The sequence below is a fragment of the Ruegeria sp. CDSA077 genome (genome assembly GCF_059612265.1).
Genome location: NZ_JBXWQG010000008.1, coordinates 38,664 through 58,759 on the forward strand (window position 1 = coordinate 38,664; position 20,096 = coordinate 58,759).

Consider the following 20,096-nt stretch of genomic DNA (forward strand, 5'->3'; position numbering starts at 1 on the left):
ATAAACCAACAGGACGCCCTATGCCCCGAGCTATGCTGGCAAGCTTTGCCAATCGTATCGCCAAACCTGATCTTCGTTGGGTTCCGGATGAGGGGCTGACCGTCTCGCGCCTTCGGATCGAGCTGCTGTCCGGCCTGACGGTTGCACTTGCTTTGGTCCCAGAGGCGGTGGCCTTTGCGTTTGTCGCGGGCGTGCATCCTTTGGTTGGTTTGTATGCTGCGTTCATGGTGGGGCTGATTACTGCACTGATCGGTGGGCGTCCGGGTATGATTTCGGGCGCAACCGGGGCCCTGGCCGTGGTGATGGTTGCCTTGGTGGCAGAGCATGGGGTCGAATACCTCTTCGCTACAGTTGTTTTGATGGGAATACTGCAGCTGATCGCAGGGGCGATGCACTGGGGGCGTTTTATCAGGCTGGTACCACATCCAGTGATGCTTGGGTTTGTGAACGGATTGGCCATCGTGATTTTTCTGGCCCAGATGGGCCAGTTCAAAGTTCCCGGCAGCATGGAAAACACGGGCCATGGCATGAGCGGTGGCGAATGGCTTTCCGGTATTCAGCTTTTTACTATGTTGGGTCTGGTCGGCCTGACTATGGCAGTGATCCTTATCGTGCCGCGCATTACACGCATTGTCCCGGCGCCTTTGGCAGGGATCATGGTCGTCGCAGCATTGGTGATTGGTTTTGGACTGGACGTCCCACGGGTGGGCGATCTTGCCTCGATCGAAGGTGGCTTGCCGCCGTTCCACATCCCGATGGTGCCGCTGAACTGGGAGACGTTTGAGATCATCCTGCCATACGCCGTCATATTGGCAGCGATTGGCCTGATCGAGTCGCTTCTGACGCTGAATCTTGTTGGCGAAATCACCGGCAAACGTGGTGGTGCCTCGCAAGAATGTATCGCCCAAGGGTTTGCCAATGTGGCCACTGGCTTTTTCGGAGGCATGGGCGGCTGTGCCATGATCGGTCAGTCCATGATCAACGTGAAATCAGGTGGGCGCACGCGCATTGCCGGTATCGCAGCGGCGCTGTTCCTGTTGGTATTCATCCTGTTCGCCTCCCCTCTGATTGAGCAGATTCCATTGGCCGCTTTGGTCGGGGTGATGTTCATGGTGGTGATCGGGACCTTCGCCTGGAACTCGTTCAAGATCATGCGCAAAGTGCCCTTGATGGACGCGTTTGTCATCGTGCTGGTGACTGTCGTGACCGTGATGGAGGACCTGGCGGTAGCGGTTGTTGTTGGTGTGATCGTCTCGGCCCTGGCTTATGCTTGGAATAACGCCAAGCGTATCCATGCAATCACCCGCGATTCACTGACGGAAAAAGGCGCAAAGGTCTACGAGATTCAAGGGCCGCTGTTCTTTGGTTCATCCGAGGGATTTGTTGAGATATTCGACGTTTCAAACGACCCGGAAACCGTGATTGTCGATTTTGCCGAAAGCCGTGTGGTGGATCAGTCGGCATTGCAGGCCATCGAGAACATCGCTTCGAAATATGAAGCCGCAGGAAAGCGCGTCATGCTCCGTCACCTCAGTCGTGACTGTCACAAACTGCTGAACAAGGCAGGCCATTTGATGGTCGACAGCGACGATGACCCCGATTACGCGCTGGCGGTCGATTATTCTGTTCGCACCGGCATTCTGGGTGGGCACTGATTGTGAAAGGCGGCCAAATGGGCCGCCTTTTTTTAGGGGGTTAAACGCTCCAGCATATCGACGTTTCCGGACAGCAGAGCACTTTCGGATTCGGTAATCAGATCAGTTGGCCAATCCCACCACTTCAAAGCAAGCATCCGGTCGATTGTACCGGCCTCAAACCGATACCGTCGTACCTCTGCAGGATTGCCTGTCACGATTGCATAAGGCGGTACTGTTCCGCGCACGACGGATCCTGCACCGATAATGGCGCCATCTCCGATTTTAGCGCCAGGCATGATCAAGGCACCGTATGCGATCCAAACGTCATTTCCGATCACGGTATCGCGCCTGTCAGGTTGATATTCCAACAGCTTTTCGGGATCGAAAACGGGAAAAGGATAACATGTCGCCCCGCTCATGGCGTGATTGGCCGATGAAGTGATGAACCGGACGCCGTGGGCGATTTGACAGAATCTACCCAAGACAAGTTTTTCGCGGGAAAACGGGAACAGATAAGGGGCAAGGCGTTGCGCCCAATCCTCTGGTGCGTCGAAATCCGACGCATAGCTATATTCACCGGCTTCTATTCTGGGGTGGTCGATAGCCTGAGACAGGAAGACCGTACCCGGGTGGTCCGAGCCGTCAGGCAATGTGATTGGGTATCGGCGCGATGCGTCAGGTAAAGGCATTAGTCATCCGGTCTTGAAAGGCTGAACAGCTCGGACGCGACCGAATAATCCCGGTAGCCAAGCCGTGCCAGTGGTTTGAAAGACGTCACATCGAATTTGCCATCCCGCATATGGTCGTCGTGCAGATGCACTCCTGTCACTTCGCCGAACACAACCCGGTTCGCTTGTCCGGGCAGGGTCACGATCTGCGTGAGCTTGCATTCCAATGCGGCTGGGGCACCTTCGACACGGGCGCAGGGGATGGTCTCGCATTCGATTGCGGTAAGGCCGGCGTGTTTGAACTCGTCGACATGTTTGGGCAGCGCGGCTGAACTGGCGTTCATTGCGTCGCGGTGGGCGTGGGCGACAACGTTCACGCAGAATACGCCTGTTGCCTCGATATTGGCGATGCTGTCCTTTCCACCGTCCTGATCGGCCTTGGTTCCGGTCGAGGCAAACATGACCTGCGGGGGTGTGTAGGCCACACCATTAAAGAACGAATAGGGCGCGAGGTTGTTGGTCCCATCCGCGCCACGGGTTGATATCCAGCCGATCGGGCGCGGGGTGATAATGGCGTTGAACGGATTGTGTGGCAGGCCGTGGCCGTCTTCTGGGCGATAGAACATAAGGTCTCCAAGCGTTTGCCCAAGGCGTAACGAAGTGCTAGGGCGAATTCCAGCTAGGAAAAGAGGGCAGGGTGCAGCAATTCGTGATCAGGCCGGAGGAGCCGGACGATTGGTGGGAAGTCGAGGCTTTGTACGATTTGTGCTTCGCGCCCGGGCGCGAAGCGCTGTCTTCGTATCGCCTGCGCGATGATGTCCCGCCAATGTCAGGCTTGTCACAGGTGGTGCGGGACGGGCAGGATATCCTGGCCGGTGCAATAAGATTCTGGCCCGTGCATGTTGGCAATCAGGACGCGCTGCTTTTGGGCCCTGTGGCCGTCCACCCGACCCATCAAGGTGAAGGACTGGGTGGATTTTTGATCCACGAAGGATTGCGGGCCGGGCGAACCAAGGGTTGGGACAGGGTCATGTTGGTCGGGGATGCACCCTATTATGCTCGGTTTGGATTCACCCGTCTGACCGGGGTCGAGATGCCCCCGCCAACCAACCCGGATCGGGTTCTTGGCGTGGACCTGATACCCGGCGGATGGGACGGAATAACTGGTCCGGTAACCCGCTGGAGCCGCTGAGCTATTGAAACCGCTGCGGTAAGTGCCGATGTTCTAGGGGCAGGAGGGTACTTATGCAGGACATGGTTCTTGTCGGAAAACTCAATGCCGAAGCGGAACTGGACCGTTTGGCCGGATATTACCAATCCGCCGGAGGGCCGGGCGTCAAGTTGTTGAACAGTGTCGGTGGCTCGGCAGAGTCGTTGCTTGAACAGCTGCCGCCATCTGTGCGCGAAGCCCTAACCGGGGCGACAGAAAAGGCGCTTTGGATTGCGATGAACGCGGCTGAAGGGTCGCGTAGGGCGGTGCCCGATCAGTTGCCATGGGTCAATACGGCCCTGACGACAGCCATGGGAGCTGCAGGTGGTATCGGTGGTGTTCCGACCGCATTGATGGAGTTACCGGCAACCACGACCATGCTGCTGCGTTCAATTCAGGGCGCTGCGGCGCGCGAAGGGTTTGACCCTTCTGAGGTTGGTGTCAAATTCGACTGTGTCCGGGTATTGTCAGCCGCTGGTCCGATGTCTTTCGATGACGGCGCGGATCTGGGTTTCTTTTCGGCGCGCCTGACCCTGACAGGCCCAGCTTTGCAAAAGCTGATATCTGCCGTTGCCTCGAAACTGGCGGTGGTTTTGGGGCAAAAACTGGCTGCGCAATCTGTGCCTGTGTTGGGCGCCATAGCCGGCGGCGGTACGAATTATGTCTATACACGCTATTACCAACAGATCGCCCGCGTCCATTTTGGCCTGAGGCGGCTGTCAGTAGATGCCGATATTCCGCATGAGGTTCTGATCCGCAAACTTGAGGCGCGGATGCAAGGGATTGAAAAATAACGCTTCATATGGCATTCTTCAGATGCGGGCCCGCTAAATAAGCGCAAAAGCGCATCGGGCGGGCATATCCAACGTTCCCTGAAGAGGCAGCAGGACGTGATCGAGCAAAGGCAACTCAACCTGCATCAAGCGGGCACTGTACGAGTCGTACGGCAATCGGCAGCTCTGTGCTATCGTGTCCAACGCGGTACGCCTCAGGTGTTGCTCATTACAACGCGTGGTTCCGGTCGTTGGATAATACCCAAGGGGAATTTGATCGAAGGCCTCTCACCCTCCGGGACAGCCAGTCAAGAAGCCTGGGAAGAGGCGGGTGTGACCGGTACCTGCACTCCAAATGCCTTTGGGCAGTTCCTGCATTACAAGCGGAGGTACAAGAAAGGATCAGCGGTTTATCTGGTCGATGTCTATCCGCTGGTGGTCAAATCCCTGGCCGCGCGATACCCTGAATGGCAAGAGCGCAAGCGCAGGTGGTTTTCGCTGGGACATGCCGCCTCTCGGGTTAATTCGCCCGATCTTGCATCATTGTTACGCAATGTAGAGCATTTGTATCACTGATGACCCCCTCAGGGGCTTGCCATTGCAATAGTGGTTGGTATCTATTTGGCATCCGACATTTGGACAGAACATGATTCAATATGCGTTGAAATGTAATAGCGGTCACAGCTTTGACAGTTGGTTTCAATCAGCCGCCGCTTACGACAAACTTGCCGCCGCGGGCATGGTGACATGCGCTGTGTGCGGTGATCCGCAAGTTGAAAAAGCAATCATGACCCCGCGTGTCCGCCCCGGACGTACGGTCGAATCTCGTACCACGGTCCCGGCATCTCGGGATGAGGTCGTCAACATGGCAACGCCAAGCGTTGATGTCGAGAAAGCCCTTTCTGAGCTGCGGCGCAAAGTCGAGGACAACTCGGACTACGTTGGCAAGGATTTTGCCAAAGAGGCCCGTAAGATACATTTGGGCGACGCGCCGGAACGTGCGATCTATGGCGAGGCCAAGCCAGAAGAAGCCAGGGCATTGATCGATGACGGCGTTCCTGTTGCGCCGCTGCCTTTCGTACCTTCGCGCAAGACGAACTAGCCCATGCATGTTGTTATCACCGGTGCTGGGCGGGGGATCGGAAAGGTTCTGGCGGACAGGTATCGGGCGCAAGGATGCGATGTAACGGGCACGGCTCGGGATGGCAGCGCGGAGGTGGCGCTGGATGTAACAGACCCGAAACAACATCAAGCGATGGCGGAAAAACTGGCAATGCGCCCTGTTGATCTGCTGGTCTGCAATGCCGGGGTATATCTGGATAAATCCCAAACCATCGATGGCTACCCCGCCGAAATGTGGGCGCAGAGTTTCGCTGCCAATGTGACGGGGGTCTTTCTGACAGTTCAGGCCTTGTTGCCCAATCTGCGCGCGGCACAGGGCAAGATTGCGATTTTATCCTCGCAGATGGCCTCGCACACGCGGGCACCTGGTGGCAGCTATATCTACCGCTCGTCCAAGGCGGCGGTTCTGAACCTAGGGCGCAATCTGGCTGTGGACCTGCGCGGCGACGGCATTTCAGTAGGCATTTACCATCCCGGCTGGGTGCAGACGGATATGGGCGGGACCGGGGCTGATATCACGGTTGATAAGGCTGTTCAGGGCCTGATCAACCGTTTCGATACTCTGTCACTTGAAAATACTGGGTGCTTTGAAACCTATGAAGGCCAGTCGCACCCTTACTGACGGGCAAGAGCGACTTTAGGGATCTCATATACCTCACCGGGATCAACGAAAATCACCATAACATCGCCTCGGTTTTCATAGGTGATCTTAGCTGCCGAATTTGTCGAATCCGGGATGCCATCGGTGAAATAGATGTTGCGGACTTCGCCATTTCCCATCGCAACCGCAAGCGTAGAGCTGCCGTCGTCACGGCGCCGCATTTCGGCGTTGCAAGTGCGCATCGCCTCGCCTGGGCTGGTCGCACAGGGTACTTTCCCCAAGGCGTTTTGACCGTCGGTGCCGGTCAGCGAGGCGACTTGCGCCGCTGCAGGTGTGGAAAATAGGGCAAGGACAAGGGCAAGACGGTGCATTGAATACCTCGTAGTGAATTTGATGCGTCAGGCTTACACCGTCATACGCGGTTGTAAAGCGATGCTAGGCCCCGACTGATGCGGTATTGCACTCTTGCTCTTGCGGCCCCCCTCGCATAAGACGCACGGGATCTGAATTCCAAGGCGCGGAGACATCAGCCCCCATGCCCGTACTCGTGATGAAATTCGGCGGCACATCCGTCGCAAATCTGGACCGTATCCGCCGCGCTGCAAAGCGCATAGGCGTTGAGGTGGCCAAGGGTTATGACGTGATCGTCATCGTCTCGGCCATGTCGGGCAAGACCAACGAGCTGGTGGGCTGGGTCAACGAAACCTCGCCACTGTTTGATGCGCGCGAATATGACGCCGTGGTGTCTTCGGGGGAAAACGTCACCGCCGGCCTTATGGCGCTGACATTGCAAGAGATGGACGTACCAGCCCGCAGTTGGCAGGGCTGGCAGGTGCCGCTGCTGACCACCAGCGCCCACAGCCAGGCGCGGATCGAGGATATCCCGACCGACAACCTGAACCAGAAATTCGGCGAGGGTATGAAAGTGGCCGTTGTCGCGGGTTTCCAGGGTCTCAGCCCTGAAGGCCGTATCACGACACTTGGCCGTGGCGGGTCGGATACCACTGCGGTGGCCTTTGCTGCCGCATTCGGGGCCGAGCGCTGCGACATCTATACCGATGTAGACGGCGTTTACACGACCGACCCGCGCATCTGCCAAAAAGCGCGTAAGCTGGATCGAATCTCGTTCGAAGAAATGCTGGAACTGGCCTCGCTTGGGGCTAAGGTGCTGCAAACCCGCTCGGTTGAGCTGGCGATGCGATATAAAGTGAAATTGCGCGTTCTCTCAAGTTTTGAAGAACAATCCGACGAGGCCGGTACGCTGGTCTGCGACGAGGAGGATATCATGGAATCCAATGTTGTGGCCGGTGTGGCCTATTCTCGTGACGAGGCCAAGATGACCGTCGTTTCCGTGGCGGACCGCCCCGGTATCGCCTCGATCATCTTCACGGCGCTTAGCGACGCGGGTGTGAATGTGGATATGATCGTTCAGAACATCTCGGACGAAGGGCGCACGGATATGACCTTTTCCTGCCCCACGGATCAGGTGACGCGCGCCGAAAAGGCGCTGTTGGCTGTGAAAGACCGGGGAGAGCTGAACTATGCCGACCTGGTCGCAGATAATGATGTCTGCAAGGTTTCTGTGGTCGGGATTGGAATGCGTTCGCAATCGGGTGTTGCGGCCAAAATGTTCAAGATACTCTCGGATGAGGGTATCAACATCAAGGTCATTACAACCTCTGAGATAAAAATTTCCGTCTTGGTGGACAGGAAATACATGGAACTTGCGGTTCAGGCACTGCATGATGCCTTTGAATTGGACAAGGCGGCCTGAGCAATTCAGCCAAGGGTCACGCCTGAAACCTTAGACTGGTTGGGCTATGGCAGACGGCACTGAAACAGAATCCCGTAAGCTGCTGGGGCGGCTGCGTGAAGAGATGGCGAGCGAAGCTGCCGGTCAGGAACGTCTTGACCGGATCACTCACCTGATCGCAGACAGTATCCGGGCCGAGGTCTGCTCGATCTATCTGTTCCGCGACGAAGAAACCCTGGAACTTTGTGCGACCGAAGGCCTGTCGCCCGAGGCCGTTCATAAGACCCGTATGCGCATGGGCGAAGGACTGGTGGGGCGCGTCGCGAAATCCGGCAAAATCGTGAATACGCCCGATGCGCCGTCAGCCAAGGGCTTTCGCTATATGCCGGAAACGGGCGAGGAGCGTTTCTCGTCTTTTCTGGGTGTGCCGATTCAGCGGCTGGGTGAAAAGCTTGGCGTTCTGGTTGTTCAGTCCCGCAACGCGCGCGAATATTCTGCGGATGAAGTTTATGCGCTGGAAGTGGTTGCAATGGTTCTGGCCGAAATGGCTGAACTGGGAGCATTCGTTGGCGAGGGCGCGGCCCTGTCGCCACGCCACCAGCAACCGGTTCAGTTTACAGGCGGCCCAGCACAAGAGGGCTCGGCCGAAGGCCATGTCTGGCTGCACGAACCGCGCGTTGTTGTTACCAACCCGATTGCCGATGACCCGCACCGCGAACAGGAGCGTCTGACCGAGGCGGTCGAAGAATTGCGCGTCGGTGTCGACAAGATGCTCGAGATATCCAAGAACGGCGACAAGGAACAGCTACAGGTTCTGGAAGCCTATCGCATGTTCGCCAACTCCAAAGGTTGGATGCGCCGGATGGAAGAGGACATTGCACTCGGGCTTAGCGCCGAAGCTGCGGTGGAAAAGGAACAATCCCAGGCGCGCGCGCGCATGAGCCAAGTCTCCGACCCCTATCTGCGCGAGCGATTGGCGGATTTGGACGATCTCAGCAACCGTCTGCTGCGCATTTTGACCGGGCAAGGGCAGACAAACAGTGCCGACCTGCCACCGGACCCAATCCTGGTTGCCCGGAATATCGGTCCAGGTGACCTGCTGGAATATGGCCGGTCCTTGAAAGGCATCGTGCTCGAAGAGGGCTCGGTCGGAAGCCATGCCACCATTGTTGCCCGTGCTTTGGCCATACCACTGGTGGTCCATGTTGGGCGCATTACGACCGAGGCCCTGAACGGAGACCATATCCTGGTTGATGGCGATCAGGGCACTGTGCAGCTCAGACCAGAAGATACCGTGGTTAGCGCGTTCCGTGATAAGGTCGCGATGCAGGCCAAGGCGCAGGAACGCTATGCCTCGATCCGCGAAACGCCAACGGTGACGCGGGATGGAGAGCGGATCAATCTGGTGATGAACGCGGGTCTGATGGCGGACCTGCCTTCGCTGAACAATTCCGGTGCCGAAGGCGTGGGCCTGTTTCGTACCGAGCTCCAGTTCCTGATCCGCAATAAGATGCCCAAGCGTTCCGAGCTTGTGACGCAATATCAGCGGGTTCTGGATGCGGCCGATAAAAAGCGCGTGGTATTTCGCACGCTGGATATCGGGTCCGACAAAGTTCTGCCCTACATGAAACATATCGAGGAGCCGAACCCGGCCTTAGGCTGGCGCGCAATTCGGGTTGGCCTGGATAAACGCGGCGTGATGCGGATGCAGCTGCAGGCTCTGATCCGGGCCGCCAATGGTCGTCCGTTGACGGTCATGTTCCCATTCGTGGCACAAGCGGAAGAGTATTACGAAGCGCGATGGGAAGTGAATAAGACCATCGACCGCGAGAAACGTCTGGGCCATGCCCTGCCTGAAAGTATTGAAGTCGGAGCGATGTTGGAAACACCCTCACTCGCTTTTGCACCGCAGAAGTTTTTTGACGAAGTCGATTTCATTTCGATTGGTGGCAATGATCTGAAACAGTTCTTCTTTGCTGCCGACCGTGAAAACGAGTTGGTCCGCCGCCGCTATGACTCGCTGAATGTCAGTTTCCTGACTTTTATCGAACGGATCGTAGAACGCTGCAACATCTCGGATACGCCGCTCAGCTTCTGCGGTGAAGACGCAGGACGCCCGGTCGAGGCGCTGTGTCTGGCCGCGATGGGAATCCGGACGTTGTCGATGCGCCCGGCGTCGATTGGGCCGGTCAAAAGCGTATTGTTGCGGGCAGATCTGCAAGCAGTGCGCAAGATCATATCGGACGCTCGTCATCGCGGAGAGCAATCCGTGCGACCGGCGGTGATGGAATGGTTGCGCAGCCAGGGGTAGTGCGTCAAATCCACCCTTGCTTTCTTTTCTCGCTTTGCCTAAGGAAATAGTGAATGTTAGCGATAACATTTTCTATTCACCGGCGCTGTTAGCTTTAAGTGCTATTGTGGTTCAGCAGAGGATTGAAGGAGCCCGACGATGGTTTCACGCGTAATTCCCGTTAACCCGTTCGATCTGGTGCTGTTTGGCGCGACCGGTGATCTGGCGCAGCGAAAAATCCTGCCGGGTTTGTGTCATCGTTTCGAAGTCGGCCAGATGCCAGACGAAGCCCGGATTATCGGGTCTGCCCGATCCGCCATTGATAGCGACGCGTTTCGGGATCAGATACGCGCCTCGATGAAAGAGTTCGCGCCGGAATTCAAAAAAGACGTTCTGGACCGCTTTCTGTCACGCGTGGAATATGTACAGGTTGATGCCTTGGGTGATGCGGGCTGGGACAATCTGGCCAAGTCATTGCGCCCAGACGTTGTGCGAGCGTTTTACCTTTCTGTCGGCCCAAGCTTGTTCTCGGGCATTGCGAAACGGCTGAACGATCACGATCTTGCAACGCCTGACAGTCGTATCGTTGTGGAAAAGCCGTTTGGTCATGATTTGGCCTCGGCCAAAGCGCTGAACGAAGGGCTGCGCGCCTGTTTCGAAGAACATCAGATCTATAGGATCGACCACTATTTGGGCAAAGAGACCGTGCAGAACCTGATGGCCCTGCGCTTTGCCAATTCCCTGTTCGAGCCGTTGTGGAACGCAACACATGTCGACCACGTCCAGATCACCGTGGCTGAAACCGTCGGCGTCGAGGGGCGCGGGGCCTATTACGATCAGTCGGGTGCAATGCGGGATATGATCCAGAACCACTTGGTACAGCTGCTGTGCCTGACAGCGATGGAGCCGCCGTCCAAGTTCTCTCCCAACGCGGTTCGCGATGAAAAGGTCAAAGTGATCGAGGCGCTTGAGCCGGTGATGCCTGCGGATATCGCCCGCGGTCAATACCGCACGGGCGAGGGCGGTGACGGGTATCTGGACCATGTCGGCAACCCTGCAAGCCGGACAGAAAGCTATATTGCGCTAAAGGTTCATTTGGGTAACTGGCGTTGGGCTGGGGTGCCTTTTTATCTGCGCACCGGAAAACGTTTGCGTGCTCGCGAGTCGGAAATCGCCGTCTACTTCAAGGATCCTCCACACACTATCTTCCCCAATGTAGGGCCATTGCATGGAAATGTGCTGGTGATCCGTCTGCAACCGGACGAAGGGATCACCCTGCGCACCACCATCAAAGATCCCGGTCCGGGCGGATTCCGGCTGTCGGATGTGTCGCTGGATATGAGTTTTGCCGAGGCGCTGGGCGCAGATGCGCGGGCTCAGGACGCTTATGAACGGCTGGTGATGGATGTGATCCGCGGCGACCAGACCCTGTTCATGCGTGGCGACGAGGCCGAAGCCGCCTGGGCTTGGGTTGACCCTATTATTCAGGGTTGGGAAAACCGGGGCGACCGGCCATCGAAATATGATCAAGGCAGTTCCGGGCCTGAAGAAGCTCTGATGCTGATGCATCGCGACGGGCGCCGCTGGCGTCAGATCGGAGGTTAGACATGGTTAATTCAGTTATCACCGACGTCACGCAACGGATTATAGCGCGCAGCGCCGATTTGCGTGGCCCGCATCTTGAGCGGATGGAACAGGCCCGGTCCAAAGGCCCGGCGCGGGCGCATCTGTCCTGCAGCGGTCAGGCCCACGCCTATGCCGGCGCAGGCGATGACCAACAATCGATGGCCACTGGTACGGCGGGCAATCTGGGCATCGTCACCGCCTATAACGACATGCTGTCAGCCCATCAGCCGTTCGAGCGCTATCCCGGCCTGATCCGCGATGCGATCCGCACCGCAGGTGGAACCGCGCAAGTGGCAGGTGGCGTACCGGCAATGTGTGACGGCGTCACGCAGGGCGAGGCGGGGATGGAACTGTCGCTGTTCTCGCGCGATGTGATCGCATTGGCTACAGGCGTGGCGCTGAGCCACAACACTTATGACGCTGCCGTGTTTTTGGGGGTCTGCGACAAGATCGTGCCCGGCCTTGTGATCGGCGCGCAGGCGTTCGGCCATCTGCCAGCTGTATTTCTGCCCGCAGGCCCGATGACCAGCGGTTTGCCAAATGACGAAAAGGCCAAGATCCGTCAGAAATTCGCCGCCGGAGAGATCAACCGCGCCGAGCTCATGGCCGCCGAGATGGCCGCCTATCATGGCCCCGGCACCTGCACCTTTTATGGCACCGCCAATACCAACCAGATGCTGATGGAGTTCATGGGCCTGCACCTTCCGGGATCCAGCTTTGTCAATCCAAACACACCGCTGCGCGATGCGCTGACAGAAGAAGGTGCGCGCCGTGCTCTGTCGCTCAGTGCGCTGGGCAACAACTATGCGCCGGTCTGCCAGATACTTGACGAACGTGCCTTTGTGAACGGCATCGTCGGTCTGATGGCCACGGGCGGGTCGACAAACCTGCTGATCCACCTGATCGCGATGGCGCGCGCGGGCGGTATCGTGCTGGATTGGCAGGATTTTTCCGAAATCTCCGCCGTGGTGCCTTTGGTCGCGCGAGTCTATCCCAACGGACTGGCCGATGTGAACCATTTCCACGCCGCGGGCGGGCTGGGCTATTGCATTGGCACGCTACTCGAAGACGGGTTGCTGCACCCCGACACGCTGACCGTCGCGGGGCAGGGGCTGCACAATTATACCAAAGAACCCAAGCTGAAAGACGGCGACCTGACCTGGGAGGACGGCGCAGGCCAAAGCCTGAATGACAAGATATTGCGCCCCGCCAAAGACCCGTTCCAACCTACAGGAGGTCTCTCGCGGCTCAGCGGCAATCTGGGTACCGGAGTGATGAAGGTTTCGGCGGTTGCCCCCGAGCATCAGGTGGTCGAGGCCCCGGTACGGGTGTTCCAAACTCAGGATGCGGTCAAGGCGGCGTTCAAAGCCGGAGAGTTCACGGATGACGTCATCGTCGTTGTGCGATTTCAGGGACCCAAGGCGAATGGCATGCCCGAATTGCATTCATTGACGCCGATGCTGTCGATCCTTCAGGGCCGGGGGCAAAAGGTGGCGCTGGTGACCGATGGCCGTATGTCCGGCGCCTCCGGCAAGGTTCCCGCTGCCATTCATATTTGCCCCGAGGCTCTGGATGGCGGTGCGATCGCCTATTTGCAGGATGGCGACATTCTGCGCGTGGATGCCGTAAACGGCGCGCTCGAAATCCTCACCCCAGGTGTGCTTGACCGCACTCCGGCCACGGCTGACCTTTCTGCCAACCAACATGGTGTCGGGCGCGATCTGTTCGGCGCGTTTCGCAACGCTGTCGGCACCGCGGATACCGGCGCCAGCATCTTCGGAGTGTAAGACCTATGTCCAAGACACAACGCACCCGTGAAATCTGTGCCCTTGCCCCGATTGTCCCGGTTCTTGTAATTGACGACGCCACCAGCGCACGACCTCTGGCCGAAGCTCTGGTCGCGGGCGGTCTTCCTGCGCTCGAAGTCACCTTGCGCACCCCGGCAGCGCTCGATGCGATCCGGGCGATGGCGCAGGTTCCCGGTGGCGTCGTCGGGGCGGGTACATTGATCACGCCTGATGACGTGCGCGCCGCGAAAGAGGCTGGCGCGCAGTTTGGCGTCTCGCCCGGTGCCACTGACGCCCTGATCGCCGTATGCGAAGCCCAAGACCTGCCTCTGCTGCCCGGCGCCGCAACCGCCACCGAGGCGATGGCCCTGCTGGAAAAAGGCTATGACATGCTGAAATTCTTCCCGGCCGAGGCCTCGGGCGGGGCGCCTGCGCTCAAGGCTATCGGCGCGCCCTTGCCGCAAATCACCTTCTGCCCAACGGGCGGTGTATCGCCTTCAAATGCCCGAGATTACCTGTCTCTGTCCAACGTGATCTGTGCAGGCGGCAGCTGGGTTGCGCCCAAACAGATGGTCGCAGAAGGCAACTGGTCCGGGATCGAAACGCTTGCCCGGGATGCCGCCAAGCTGATGGATTGACGCCGAAATTGGCCACGTTAGGGTAGGGCCAATTCAAACAGGTTGATCCCATGACACATCCAATCTCCCTCGCGCGTGGGCGCGAGTATCTGGCCATTCCAGGCCCCTCGGTCATGCCTGACGCTGTGCTGCAGGCGATGCACCGACCGTCACCTAATATCTACGACGGCGAATTGATCGAGATGATGCCCGATCTGATCCGCGATCTGCGTCGCGTTGCCCGCACGGTCCATAACGTGGCCATCTACATTGCCAACGGCCATGGCACGTGGGAGGCGGCACTGTCGAACACCATCGCGCCAGGTGAGACAGTGCTTGCCCCCGCATCGGGGCGGTTTACCCATGGATGGGCCGAAATGGCCGAAGGGATCGGCGCCAAGGTGGATGTGATTGATTTCGGAACCAGCTCGGTCTGGGATTTCAATCGCATTGCCGAGGTGCTACGTGCTGATTCATCGCATGATATCAAGGCTATACTTGCAGTTCACGTGGATACCTCGAGCTCAATTCGCAACAACCTCCCGGCGCTGCGCGCGTTGCTGGATGATCTGGGTCACCCGGCGCTGGTGATGGCGGACTGCATCGCCTCGCTGGGATGTGAGCAATTCGAGATGGATGCCTGGGGTGTCGACGTGACTGTTACCGCCTGTCAAAAAGGGCTGATGACCCCACCGGGCATGGGGTTTGTATTCTTCAACGACAAGGCGCAGGCAAAACGGGCAGCAATGCCGCGTGTTTCCCGGTATTGGGACTGGCAACCACGAGCCAATCCCGAGCTATTCTACCAATACTTCGATGGTACCGCACCGACCCATCATCTCTATGGGCTGCGGGCCGCGCTCGACCTGATCCACGCGGAAGGGATCGAAAATGTCTGGGCGCGCCATCAACGCCTCGCTCAGGCAATTTGGACCGCCTGCGAAATCTGGGCACAGGGCGGTGCACTGTCGTTGAACGTAGCTGACCGCGCAGACCGAAGTCATGCGGTCACCGCGCTGCGCCTGAGTGGAGGGCTCGGAACCCCATTGCGGTCCTATACCGAACAATCGCTGGGCCTGACTTTGGGAATAGGCCTCGGGATGGAAGATTGGGACGGCTGTTTTCGCCTGGGCCATATGGGTCACATCAATGCACAGATGGTCATGGCGATGCTTGGCGGCGTGGAAACTGCCATGGCCGCCCTTGAAATTCCGCGCGGCACGGGTGCGTTAGAAGCCGCCGCCACCGCGCTTGTGACCTGAGACCAGCTCCCGATCTCAGTGCTAATCTGTATCTTCATCTGACTCAAAATACTTTCGGGGGGAATCGCGCAAACGGCGCGATGGGGGCAGACAGCCCCCCGTCCCGATGGCCATAAGCGAGAGCTTCAGACGTTCAGCGCCCGGGCGTCAGCAAGCGCTTTTGGCAAAGAGGCGGCAAAAGCCCCTAGATTGGAGGCATCGCCGCAGCTCACTCGAATGCACCTGTTCTGAGGCGCGGCAAAGGGCATCCGAACGAAAACCCCCTGCGCCACCAGCGATTCCAGAACAGCCTTGGCAAACACCCCATCCTGACCGCAATCGATGGCCACGAAATTGGTGGCTGAGGGTAAAGGGTGCAGCCCGTTCTCCAACGCAATCGCGTTGATCCGCTCGCGCGCATCTGAGATGCGGGCACGGATTTGTAACAGCCAAACTTCATCCTGCAGCGCAGCCAACGCGCCTGCTTGTGCAGCCTTGTTCATACCGAAATGGTTGCGCACCTTGTTGAACGCCGAGATCAGGCCTGGCGCCCCAATGGCATAGCCGACACGCGCGCCGGCCATTCCGTACACTTTGGAAAACGTGCGCATCCGGATCACACGCGGGTCATCTGCGGCAACCGGCGCTGCAGTCCCGTCGGGGGCGCATTCCACATATGCCTCGTCCAGAACCAGCAAACAGCCATCGGGCAGCGCATCCAATACAGCCACGATATCAGTGCCCGAATGCCAGCTGCCCATAGGGTTGTCAGGATTGGCCAGATAGACCAGCTTAGCCTTGACCTCAGCGGCCTTGGTAAAGAGTGCCTGAGGGTCTTCGTGATCGTCGCGATAGGGAACCGTGTGTATCACCCCGCCAAACCCGGCGACGTGATAGTTGAAGGTCGGATAGGCCCCGTCCGAGGTCACAACCGTATCTCCTTGCCCAACCAGCAAGCGCACCAGATAGCCCAGCAACCCATCAATGCCTTCGCCAACCACGATATTTTCGGGTGAGACGGCGTGGTATTCAGCCAGGGCGTGGCGCAGGTTGTGGTTTTCTGGATCGCCATACATCCAGATATCGCCAGTTGCCCCCCGCATGGCCTCGATAGCGCGTGGCGAAGGGCCAAAGACATTCTCATTCGCACCCAGCCGGGCCACAAATGGTGCACCGCGCTGTCGTTCCTGTGTTTCAGGGCCGACAAAAGGCACAGAAGCAGGAAGAGATTGGGCAAGCGGGGTATAGCGTGGATTGGTCATGCAGACAGATAAACGCAAGGTCATCCGACAGGCAACCTTGCTTTGCCTGCACAGTGCCCACAGTCTGGCATCAACAAAAACAAAGGAGTGTCCATGCGCATCGCGATTGGTTTGGCTTTAGTGGGGCTTGCCTATTTGATATTTTGGCCTGTTGGCGTGGACCCAGTGGCCTGGGAGCCGCCCGAAGCTCCGGGCTTTACCGGCGTGTTTGCCGAGAACAACGCTTTGGACAGCCTCGAACTAGTCTCTTTGCCGGATGGCGAGGAAGGCCCGGAAGACATCGCGATCATGCCGGATGGCACGATCTACACGACATCCATGTCCGGCGCGCTTTATCGGATCGACGGCGACAGCCCGGTCAAGATCGACGACCTGGGTGGGCGCCCTTTGGGTCTGCAAGCTGGGCCGGACGGCGCGCTATATATCGCAGATAGCTACCGGGGGCTGATGCGCTGGACCGGGCCCGGCACGCTGGTATCCCTTGTGTCCGAGATTGGCGGGTCTCCGGTGGTCTATGCCAATCAGTTGGACGTGGCTCCGGACGGTACGGTCTATTTCTCGAACTCGTCTGATCGGTTCGATCCCGAAACCATGGGCGGTACCAAAGCCACCTCGGTCCTGACCATCTGGGAGCAGTCGGATACGGGATACGTGGCCCGCTATTCCCCTGATGGCACAACAAAAAAGGTGGCCGAGGGCTTTGTCTATACCAATGGTGTAGCGCTTTCCCCGCAGACGGATTTTCTGCTGATCGCCGAAACTGGTCGTGCGCGGGTGCACAAGCTCTGGCTAACTGGGCCGAGTGCTGGGCAGCGCGAGGTGTTGATGGAAAACCTGCCGGGATACCCCGATAACCTCACGGCGCAGGGCGACGGCACTTATTGGATGGCCTTCGCCAGCCCACGGGTGCCGAGTGAAGCTTTGATGCCCTATCCGTTTTTGCGCAAGGTGATCTGGCGGCTGGGTCCCTTGGTGCGACCGGCGCCGATTCATCGCGGCATGATCGTCCAATTCGACGGGGATGGCACAATCCTGCAAACCTTGCAGGACCCCGGCGGGCGGCTGGGCATCACCACGGCGGGTCAGGTCGTTGGTGACCTGTTCTATGTCATGACGCTGGATTCGCCGTGGTATGGCCGGATGCCCGTCGCTGATTTGCCCTGACGTCGTGGTGGCACTGTCCTCATCTTGCTGGCATGGTTGACGCAACACTGATTTCCGGAGGGACCGATGTCTCGCGTTTCCATCGAATACAAAGACCATATCGCCCATGTCACGCTAACCCGTGGCGACAAGATGAACGCGCTGGACGAAGCCATGATCAAGGCGATCCTGTCTGCCGGGCAAGAGGTGGCGGTCTCCGACGCCCGCGCCGTGGTGCTGTCGGGTGAGGGTAAAAGCTTCTGCGCCGGTCTCGACATGGCCAGTTTCGCCAGCATGGCCCACAAGGACCCAACCGAATGGCTGATGAACCGCAGCCATGACGACGCCAACGAAATGCAGGAGCTTGCCTTGATCTGGCGCCGTGTTCCCGTTCCAGTCATCTGTGCCATTCAGGGTGTGGCCTATGGTGGCGGACTGCAAATCGCACTGGGCGCGGATATCCGCATTGCCCACCCCGAGGCGAAATTGGCGGTGATGGAGATGAAATGGGGTATCATTCCCGACATGGGCGGCATGGTTCTGCTGCCCGAGCTTGTGCGCTCGGACGTGCTGCGCTTGCTGACGTATACTGCACGTCCAATAGGCGCGCCGCAGGCGGCTGATTGGGGGCTGGTCACGAAACTCTCGGACGATCCTTTGACCGAGGCGCTGGCTCTGGCTGAAGACATCGCAGGCCAAAGCCCTTCAGCCATCCGTGCCGCCAAGCGCCTGATCGACGTGGCCGAAACCCGTTCGCGAGCCGACGTTCTGCTGGCCGAATCTGCCGAACAGGTGGAGCTGATCGGCAAACCCGATCAGATGGAGGTTGTCATGGCGCAGATGCAGGGTCGTAAGCCGAAGTTCAAGTAGTCACCACATGAATCCCGATGCGCATCGCGGACCTGCGTGTCAGGCAGTGGGGTGTAGGCTTTGCGCATCTTTTCCAGCGTTACATGAAACGAATTCTCTGGGTTGGACTTTGGTCTGTGCTTTCTTGACCCGGCGTTCCACCAGAGTTCCCAATGATCCAAATTTAAGCTGGTTTTGCTTTGGCTGTGGCCTCAAGGCTAAGCGGCTATCGCAGCCGGTTAGTCACCAGATAGGCAATGCCACCAGCCAGCAAACCCCAGACCGCGGCCCCCAGCCCGAAGACTGTGATACCGGACGCAGTGATAGCAAAAGTCAGGATCGCCGCCTCACGCTCGGCCACAACCTCCAGCGCAGCGTGGATCGCATTTGCCAGCACGCCGATCAGTGCGACCCCGGCCAGCGTCCCCATCAGCAACGGATCGGCATGGGCGGCAAATCCGGTGATGGCCACGGCAAAAATACCAAACAGGCAATAGAATACGCCACCCATGATGGCCGACCAATAGCGCAGCGCAGGATCGGGATGACTATCCTGATTTGAACACATCGCGGCAGTGATGGCGGCAAGGCAGGTGGCGGGGGCTCCGAACGGGGCGGACAGCAGGCTGGCCCCTCCGACGGCCGAGAACAATTTGCCCGGCACGGGCGCAAAGCCAAAGCTGCGCATCACCGCGATGCCGGGGATGTTCTGTGTCGCCATAGTGACGATGAACAGCGGCATTCCGATCCCTATGGCCGAGGCCAGCGAGAATGTAGGCATGGCCCAGATCGGTGCCGCAACCAGACGCTCGGGCATGATCGTTGTATCCCCGGCGTTCAGGATGACTATAATGGCTGCTGCGATCACTGCCGCGGGAACCGCAAAAAGCCGGTTGAACCGCCCCGCGATGAACCATGTCAGGATTACGGGTAGCGCCTGCGACGGAATCTCGACGGCCGCTTTGAACGGGAGGATACATAGCGGCATCAGAACCCCGGCAAGCATTGCCTGCGCTAACGTGGTCGGGATTGCAGCTGCCAACCTTCCCAGCGGTTTCCACAACCCAGCCACAACCGTCAAAGCGCCAGCGCACAGGAACGCACCGATAGCTCCTGAGAACCCCTCGACAGGTGTAGCGGATACAGCCAACAGCGCGACACCCGGCGTGGACCAGGCGACACTGATCGGCAACTTGTAGCGCAAGCTCAGCACGATGGCGGCCAGCCCCATGGCGATGGCGGCGGTCATCAGGCCCGATGCGGCCTCCTCCGGTGACGCGCCCATCGCATCCAGCCCCTGCAATACAATGGGGAATGAGCTGAAAAAGCCGACGATGGCCACAACCAATCCGGTTGAGATGGTCTGCATTGGTGGAAATGCGCGTGTCATTCTGCCCTCAGCGTTATCAACCTGCACTTGCTAGCAATCGTAAGCGGAGGTGAACAGGGCGAAATCCGGGCCGGGGAACGAAAACCCCGCCAACGCGGGCGTGGCGGGGTCTGGTATCTTGAACGGC

General features: G+C 58.6%; 19 protein-coding genes. 14 read left to right on the forward strand and 5 right to left on the reverse strand.

Annotated features, from left to right (window positions below; translation table 11 throughout):
- The first annotated feature begins 20 nt into the window (after positions 1-20).
- Complete coding sequence (locus tag AC2FLE_RS15050; protein WP_142638018.1) at positions 21-1,655, forward strand: SulP family inorganic anion transporter; 1,635 nt, start codon at positions 21-23, stop codon at positions 1,653-1,655.
- Positions 1,656-1,687: 32 nt separating this feature from the next.
- Here the strand turns inward: AC2FLE_RS15050 and AC2FLE_RS15055 are convergent, their stop codons facing one another.
- Both AC2FLE_RS15055 and AC2FLE_RS15060 read right to left on the reverse strand, forming a co-directional pair.
- Positions 1,688-2,326 carry a CatB-related O-acetyltransferase gene (locus AC2FLE_RS15055; protein WP_496698021.1) on the reverse strand — a complete coding sequence of 213 codons (639 nt, stop codon included), beginning with the start codon at positions 2,324-2,326 and terminating at the stop codon, positions 1,688-1,690.
- Positions 2,326-2,931: a flavin reductase family protein gene (locus AC2FLE_RS15060; protein ID WP_142638022.1), complete on the reverse strand. Its 606-nt coding sequence runs from the start codon at positions 2,929-2,931 to the stop codon at positions 2,326-2,328. The genes AC2FLE_RS15055 and AC2FLE_RS15060 overlap by 1 nt, the downstream gene beginning before the upstream one ends.
- A 71-nt stretch (positions 2,932-3,002) precedes the next feature.
- Here AC2FLE_RS15060 and AC2FLE_RS15065 point away from each other — a divergent pair, with 71 nt between their 5' ends.
- From AC2FLE_RS15065 to AC2FLE_RS15085, 5 genes are all read left to right on the forward strand, one after another.
- Positions 3,003-3,497 carry a GNAT family N-acetyltransferase gene (locus tag AC2FLE_RS15065; protein WP_496698023.1) on the forward strand — a complete coding sequence of 165 codons (495 nt, stop codon included), beginning with the start codon at positions 3,003-3,005 and terminating at the stop codon, positions 3,495-3,497.
- A 53-nt stretch (positions 3,498-3,550) separates the two neighbouring features.
- Positions 3,551-4,309: an EcsC family protein gene (locus tag AC2FLE_RS15070; protein ID WP_496698025.1), complete on the forward strand. Its 759-nt coding sequence runs from the start codon at positions 3,551-3,553 to the stop codon at positions 4,307-4,309.
- Between the two features lie 96 nt (positions 4,310-4,405).
- Positions 4,406-4,864: an NUDIX hydrolase gene (locus tag AC2FLE_RS15075; protein ID WP_271950475.1), complete on the forward strand. Its 459-nt coding sequence runs from the start codon at positions 4,406-4,408 to the stop codon at positions 4,862-4,864.
- 70 nt (positions 4,865-4,934) lie between these two features.
- Positions 4,935-5,390 carry a DUF1178 family protein gene (locus tag AC2FLE_RS15080; RefSeq protein WP_271950473.1) on the forward strand — a complete coding sequence of 152 codons (456 nt, stop codon included), beginning with the start codon at positions 4,935-4,937 and terminating at the stop codon, positions 5,388-5,390.
- Positions 5,391-5,393: 3 nt separating this feature from the next.
- The gene (locus AC2FLE_RS15085; RefSeq protein WP_496698028.1) at positions 5,394-6,032 is read left to right on the forward strand and encodes an SDR family NAD(P)-dependent oxidoreductase; all 639 of its coding nucleotides are present in this window, start codon (positions 5,394-5,396) and stop codon (positions 6,030-6,032) included.
- Here the strand turns inward: AC2FLE_RS15085 and AC2FLE_RS15090 are convergent.
- Entirely contained in the window at positions 6,026-6,382 is a 357-nt protein-coding gene (locus AC2FLE_RS15090; RefSeq protein WP_142638033.1) for a hypothetical protein, read from the reverse strand. The genes AC2FLE_RS15085 and AC2FLE_RS15090 overlap by 7 nt on opposite strands.
- A gap of 164 nt (positions 6,383-6,546) precedes the next feature.
- Here AC2FLE_RS15090 and AC2FLE_RS15095 point away from each other — a divergent pair, with 164 nt between their 5' ends.
- The 6 genes from AC2FLE_RS15095 to AC2FLE_RS15120 all read left to right on the forward strand — a co-directional run bounded on the left by AC2FLE_RS15095 (position 6,547) and on the right by AC2FLE_RS15120 (position 15,346).
- On the forward strand, positions 6,547-7,785 hold the full coding sequence (locus AC2FLE_RS15095; RefSeq protein WP_142638035.1) for an aspartate kinase: 1,239 nt from the start codon (positions 6,547-6,549) through the stop codon (positions 7,783-7,785).
- Positions 7,786-7,831: 46 nt separating this feature from the next.
- Positions 7,832-10,075: a phosphoenolpyruvate--protein phosphotransferase gene (gene ptsP, locus AC2FLE_RS15100; RefSeq protein WP_142638037.1), complete on the forward strand. Its 2,244-nt coding sequence runs from the start codon at positions 7,832-7,834 to the stop codon at positions 10,073-10,075.
- A 138-nt stretch (positions 10,076-10,213) separates the two neighbouring features.
- Complete coding sequence (gene zwf / locus AC2FLE_RS15105; protein WP_142638040.1) at positions 10,214-11,659, forward strand: glucose-6-phosphate dehydrogenase; 1,446 nt, start codon at positions 10,214-10,216, stop codon at positions 11,657-11,659.
- Between the two features lie 2 nt (positions 11,660-11,661).
- Positions 11,662-13,467, forward strand: coding sequence for a phosphogluconate dehydratase (gene edd, locus AC2FLE_RS15110; RefSeq protein ID WP_496698031.1), 1,806 nt, complete (start codon positions 11,662-11,664; stop codon positions 13,465-13,467).
- A 5-nt stretch (positions 13,468-13,472) separates the two neighbouring features.
- Positions 13,473-14,105 (forward strand): bifunctional 4-hydroxy-2-oxoglutarate aldolase/2-dehydro-3-deoxy-phosphogluconate aldolase, encoded by a 633-nt coding sequence (gene eda, locus AC2FLE_RS15115; protein ID WP_496698033.1) that lies wholly within the window; start codon positions 13,473-13,475, stop codon positions 14,103-14,105.
- A gap of 50 nt (positions 14,106-14,155) precedes the next feature.
- Entirely contained in the window at positions 14,156-15,346 is a 1,191-nt protein-coding gene (locus AC2FLE_RS15120; RefSeq protein ID WP_496698035.1) for a pyridoxal-phosphate-dependent aminotransferase family protein, read from the forward strand.
- A gap of 125 nt (positions 15,347-15,471) precedes the next feature.
- Here AC2FLE_RS15120 and AC2FLE_RS15125 read toward each other — a convergent pair whose 3' ends face one another.
- Positions 15,472-16,587 carry a pyridoxal phosphate-dependent aminotransferase gene (locus AC2FLE_RS15125; protein WP_496698194.1) on the reverse strand — a complete coding sequence of 372 codons (1,116 nt, stop codon included), beginning with the start codon at positions 16,585-16,587 and terminating at the stop codon, positions 15,472-15,474.
- Between the two features lie 93 nt (positions 16,588-16,680).
- Between AC2FLE_RS15125 and AC2FLE_RS15130 the strand changes: the two genes are divergently transcribed.
- Together AC2FLE_RS15130 and AC2FLE_RS15135 are read left to right on the forward strand one after the other, a co-directional pair.
- On the forward strand, positions 16,681-17,751 hold the full coding sequence (locus AC2FLE_RS15130; protein ID WP_496698037.1) for an SMP-30/gluconolactonase/LRE family protein: 1,071 nt from the start codon (positions 16,681-16,683) through the stop codon (positions 17,749-17,751).
- 66 nt (positions 17,752-17,817) lie between these two features.
- Positions 17,818-18,600 (forward strand): crotonase/enoyl-CoA hydratase family protein, encoded by a 783-nt coding sequence (locus tag AC2FLE_RS15135; protein ID WP_496698039.1) that lies wholly within the window; start codon positions 17,818-17,820, stop codon positions 18,598-18,600.
- A gap of 205 nt (positions 18,601-18,805) precedes the next feature.
- On the opposite strand, the gene AC2FLE_RS15140 is transcribed toward AC2FLE_RS15135, so the two are convergent.
- On the reverse strand, positions 18,806-19,969 hold the full coding sequence (locus tag AC2FLE_RS15140) for a benzoate/H(+) symporter BenE family transporter (RefSeq protein ID WP_496698041.1): 1,164 nt from the start codon (positions 19,967-19,969) through the stop codon (positions 18,806-18,808).
- Positions 19,970-20,096 lie beyond the last annotated feature (127 nt).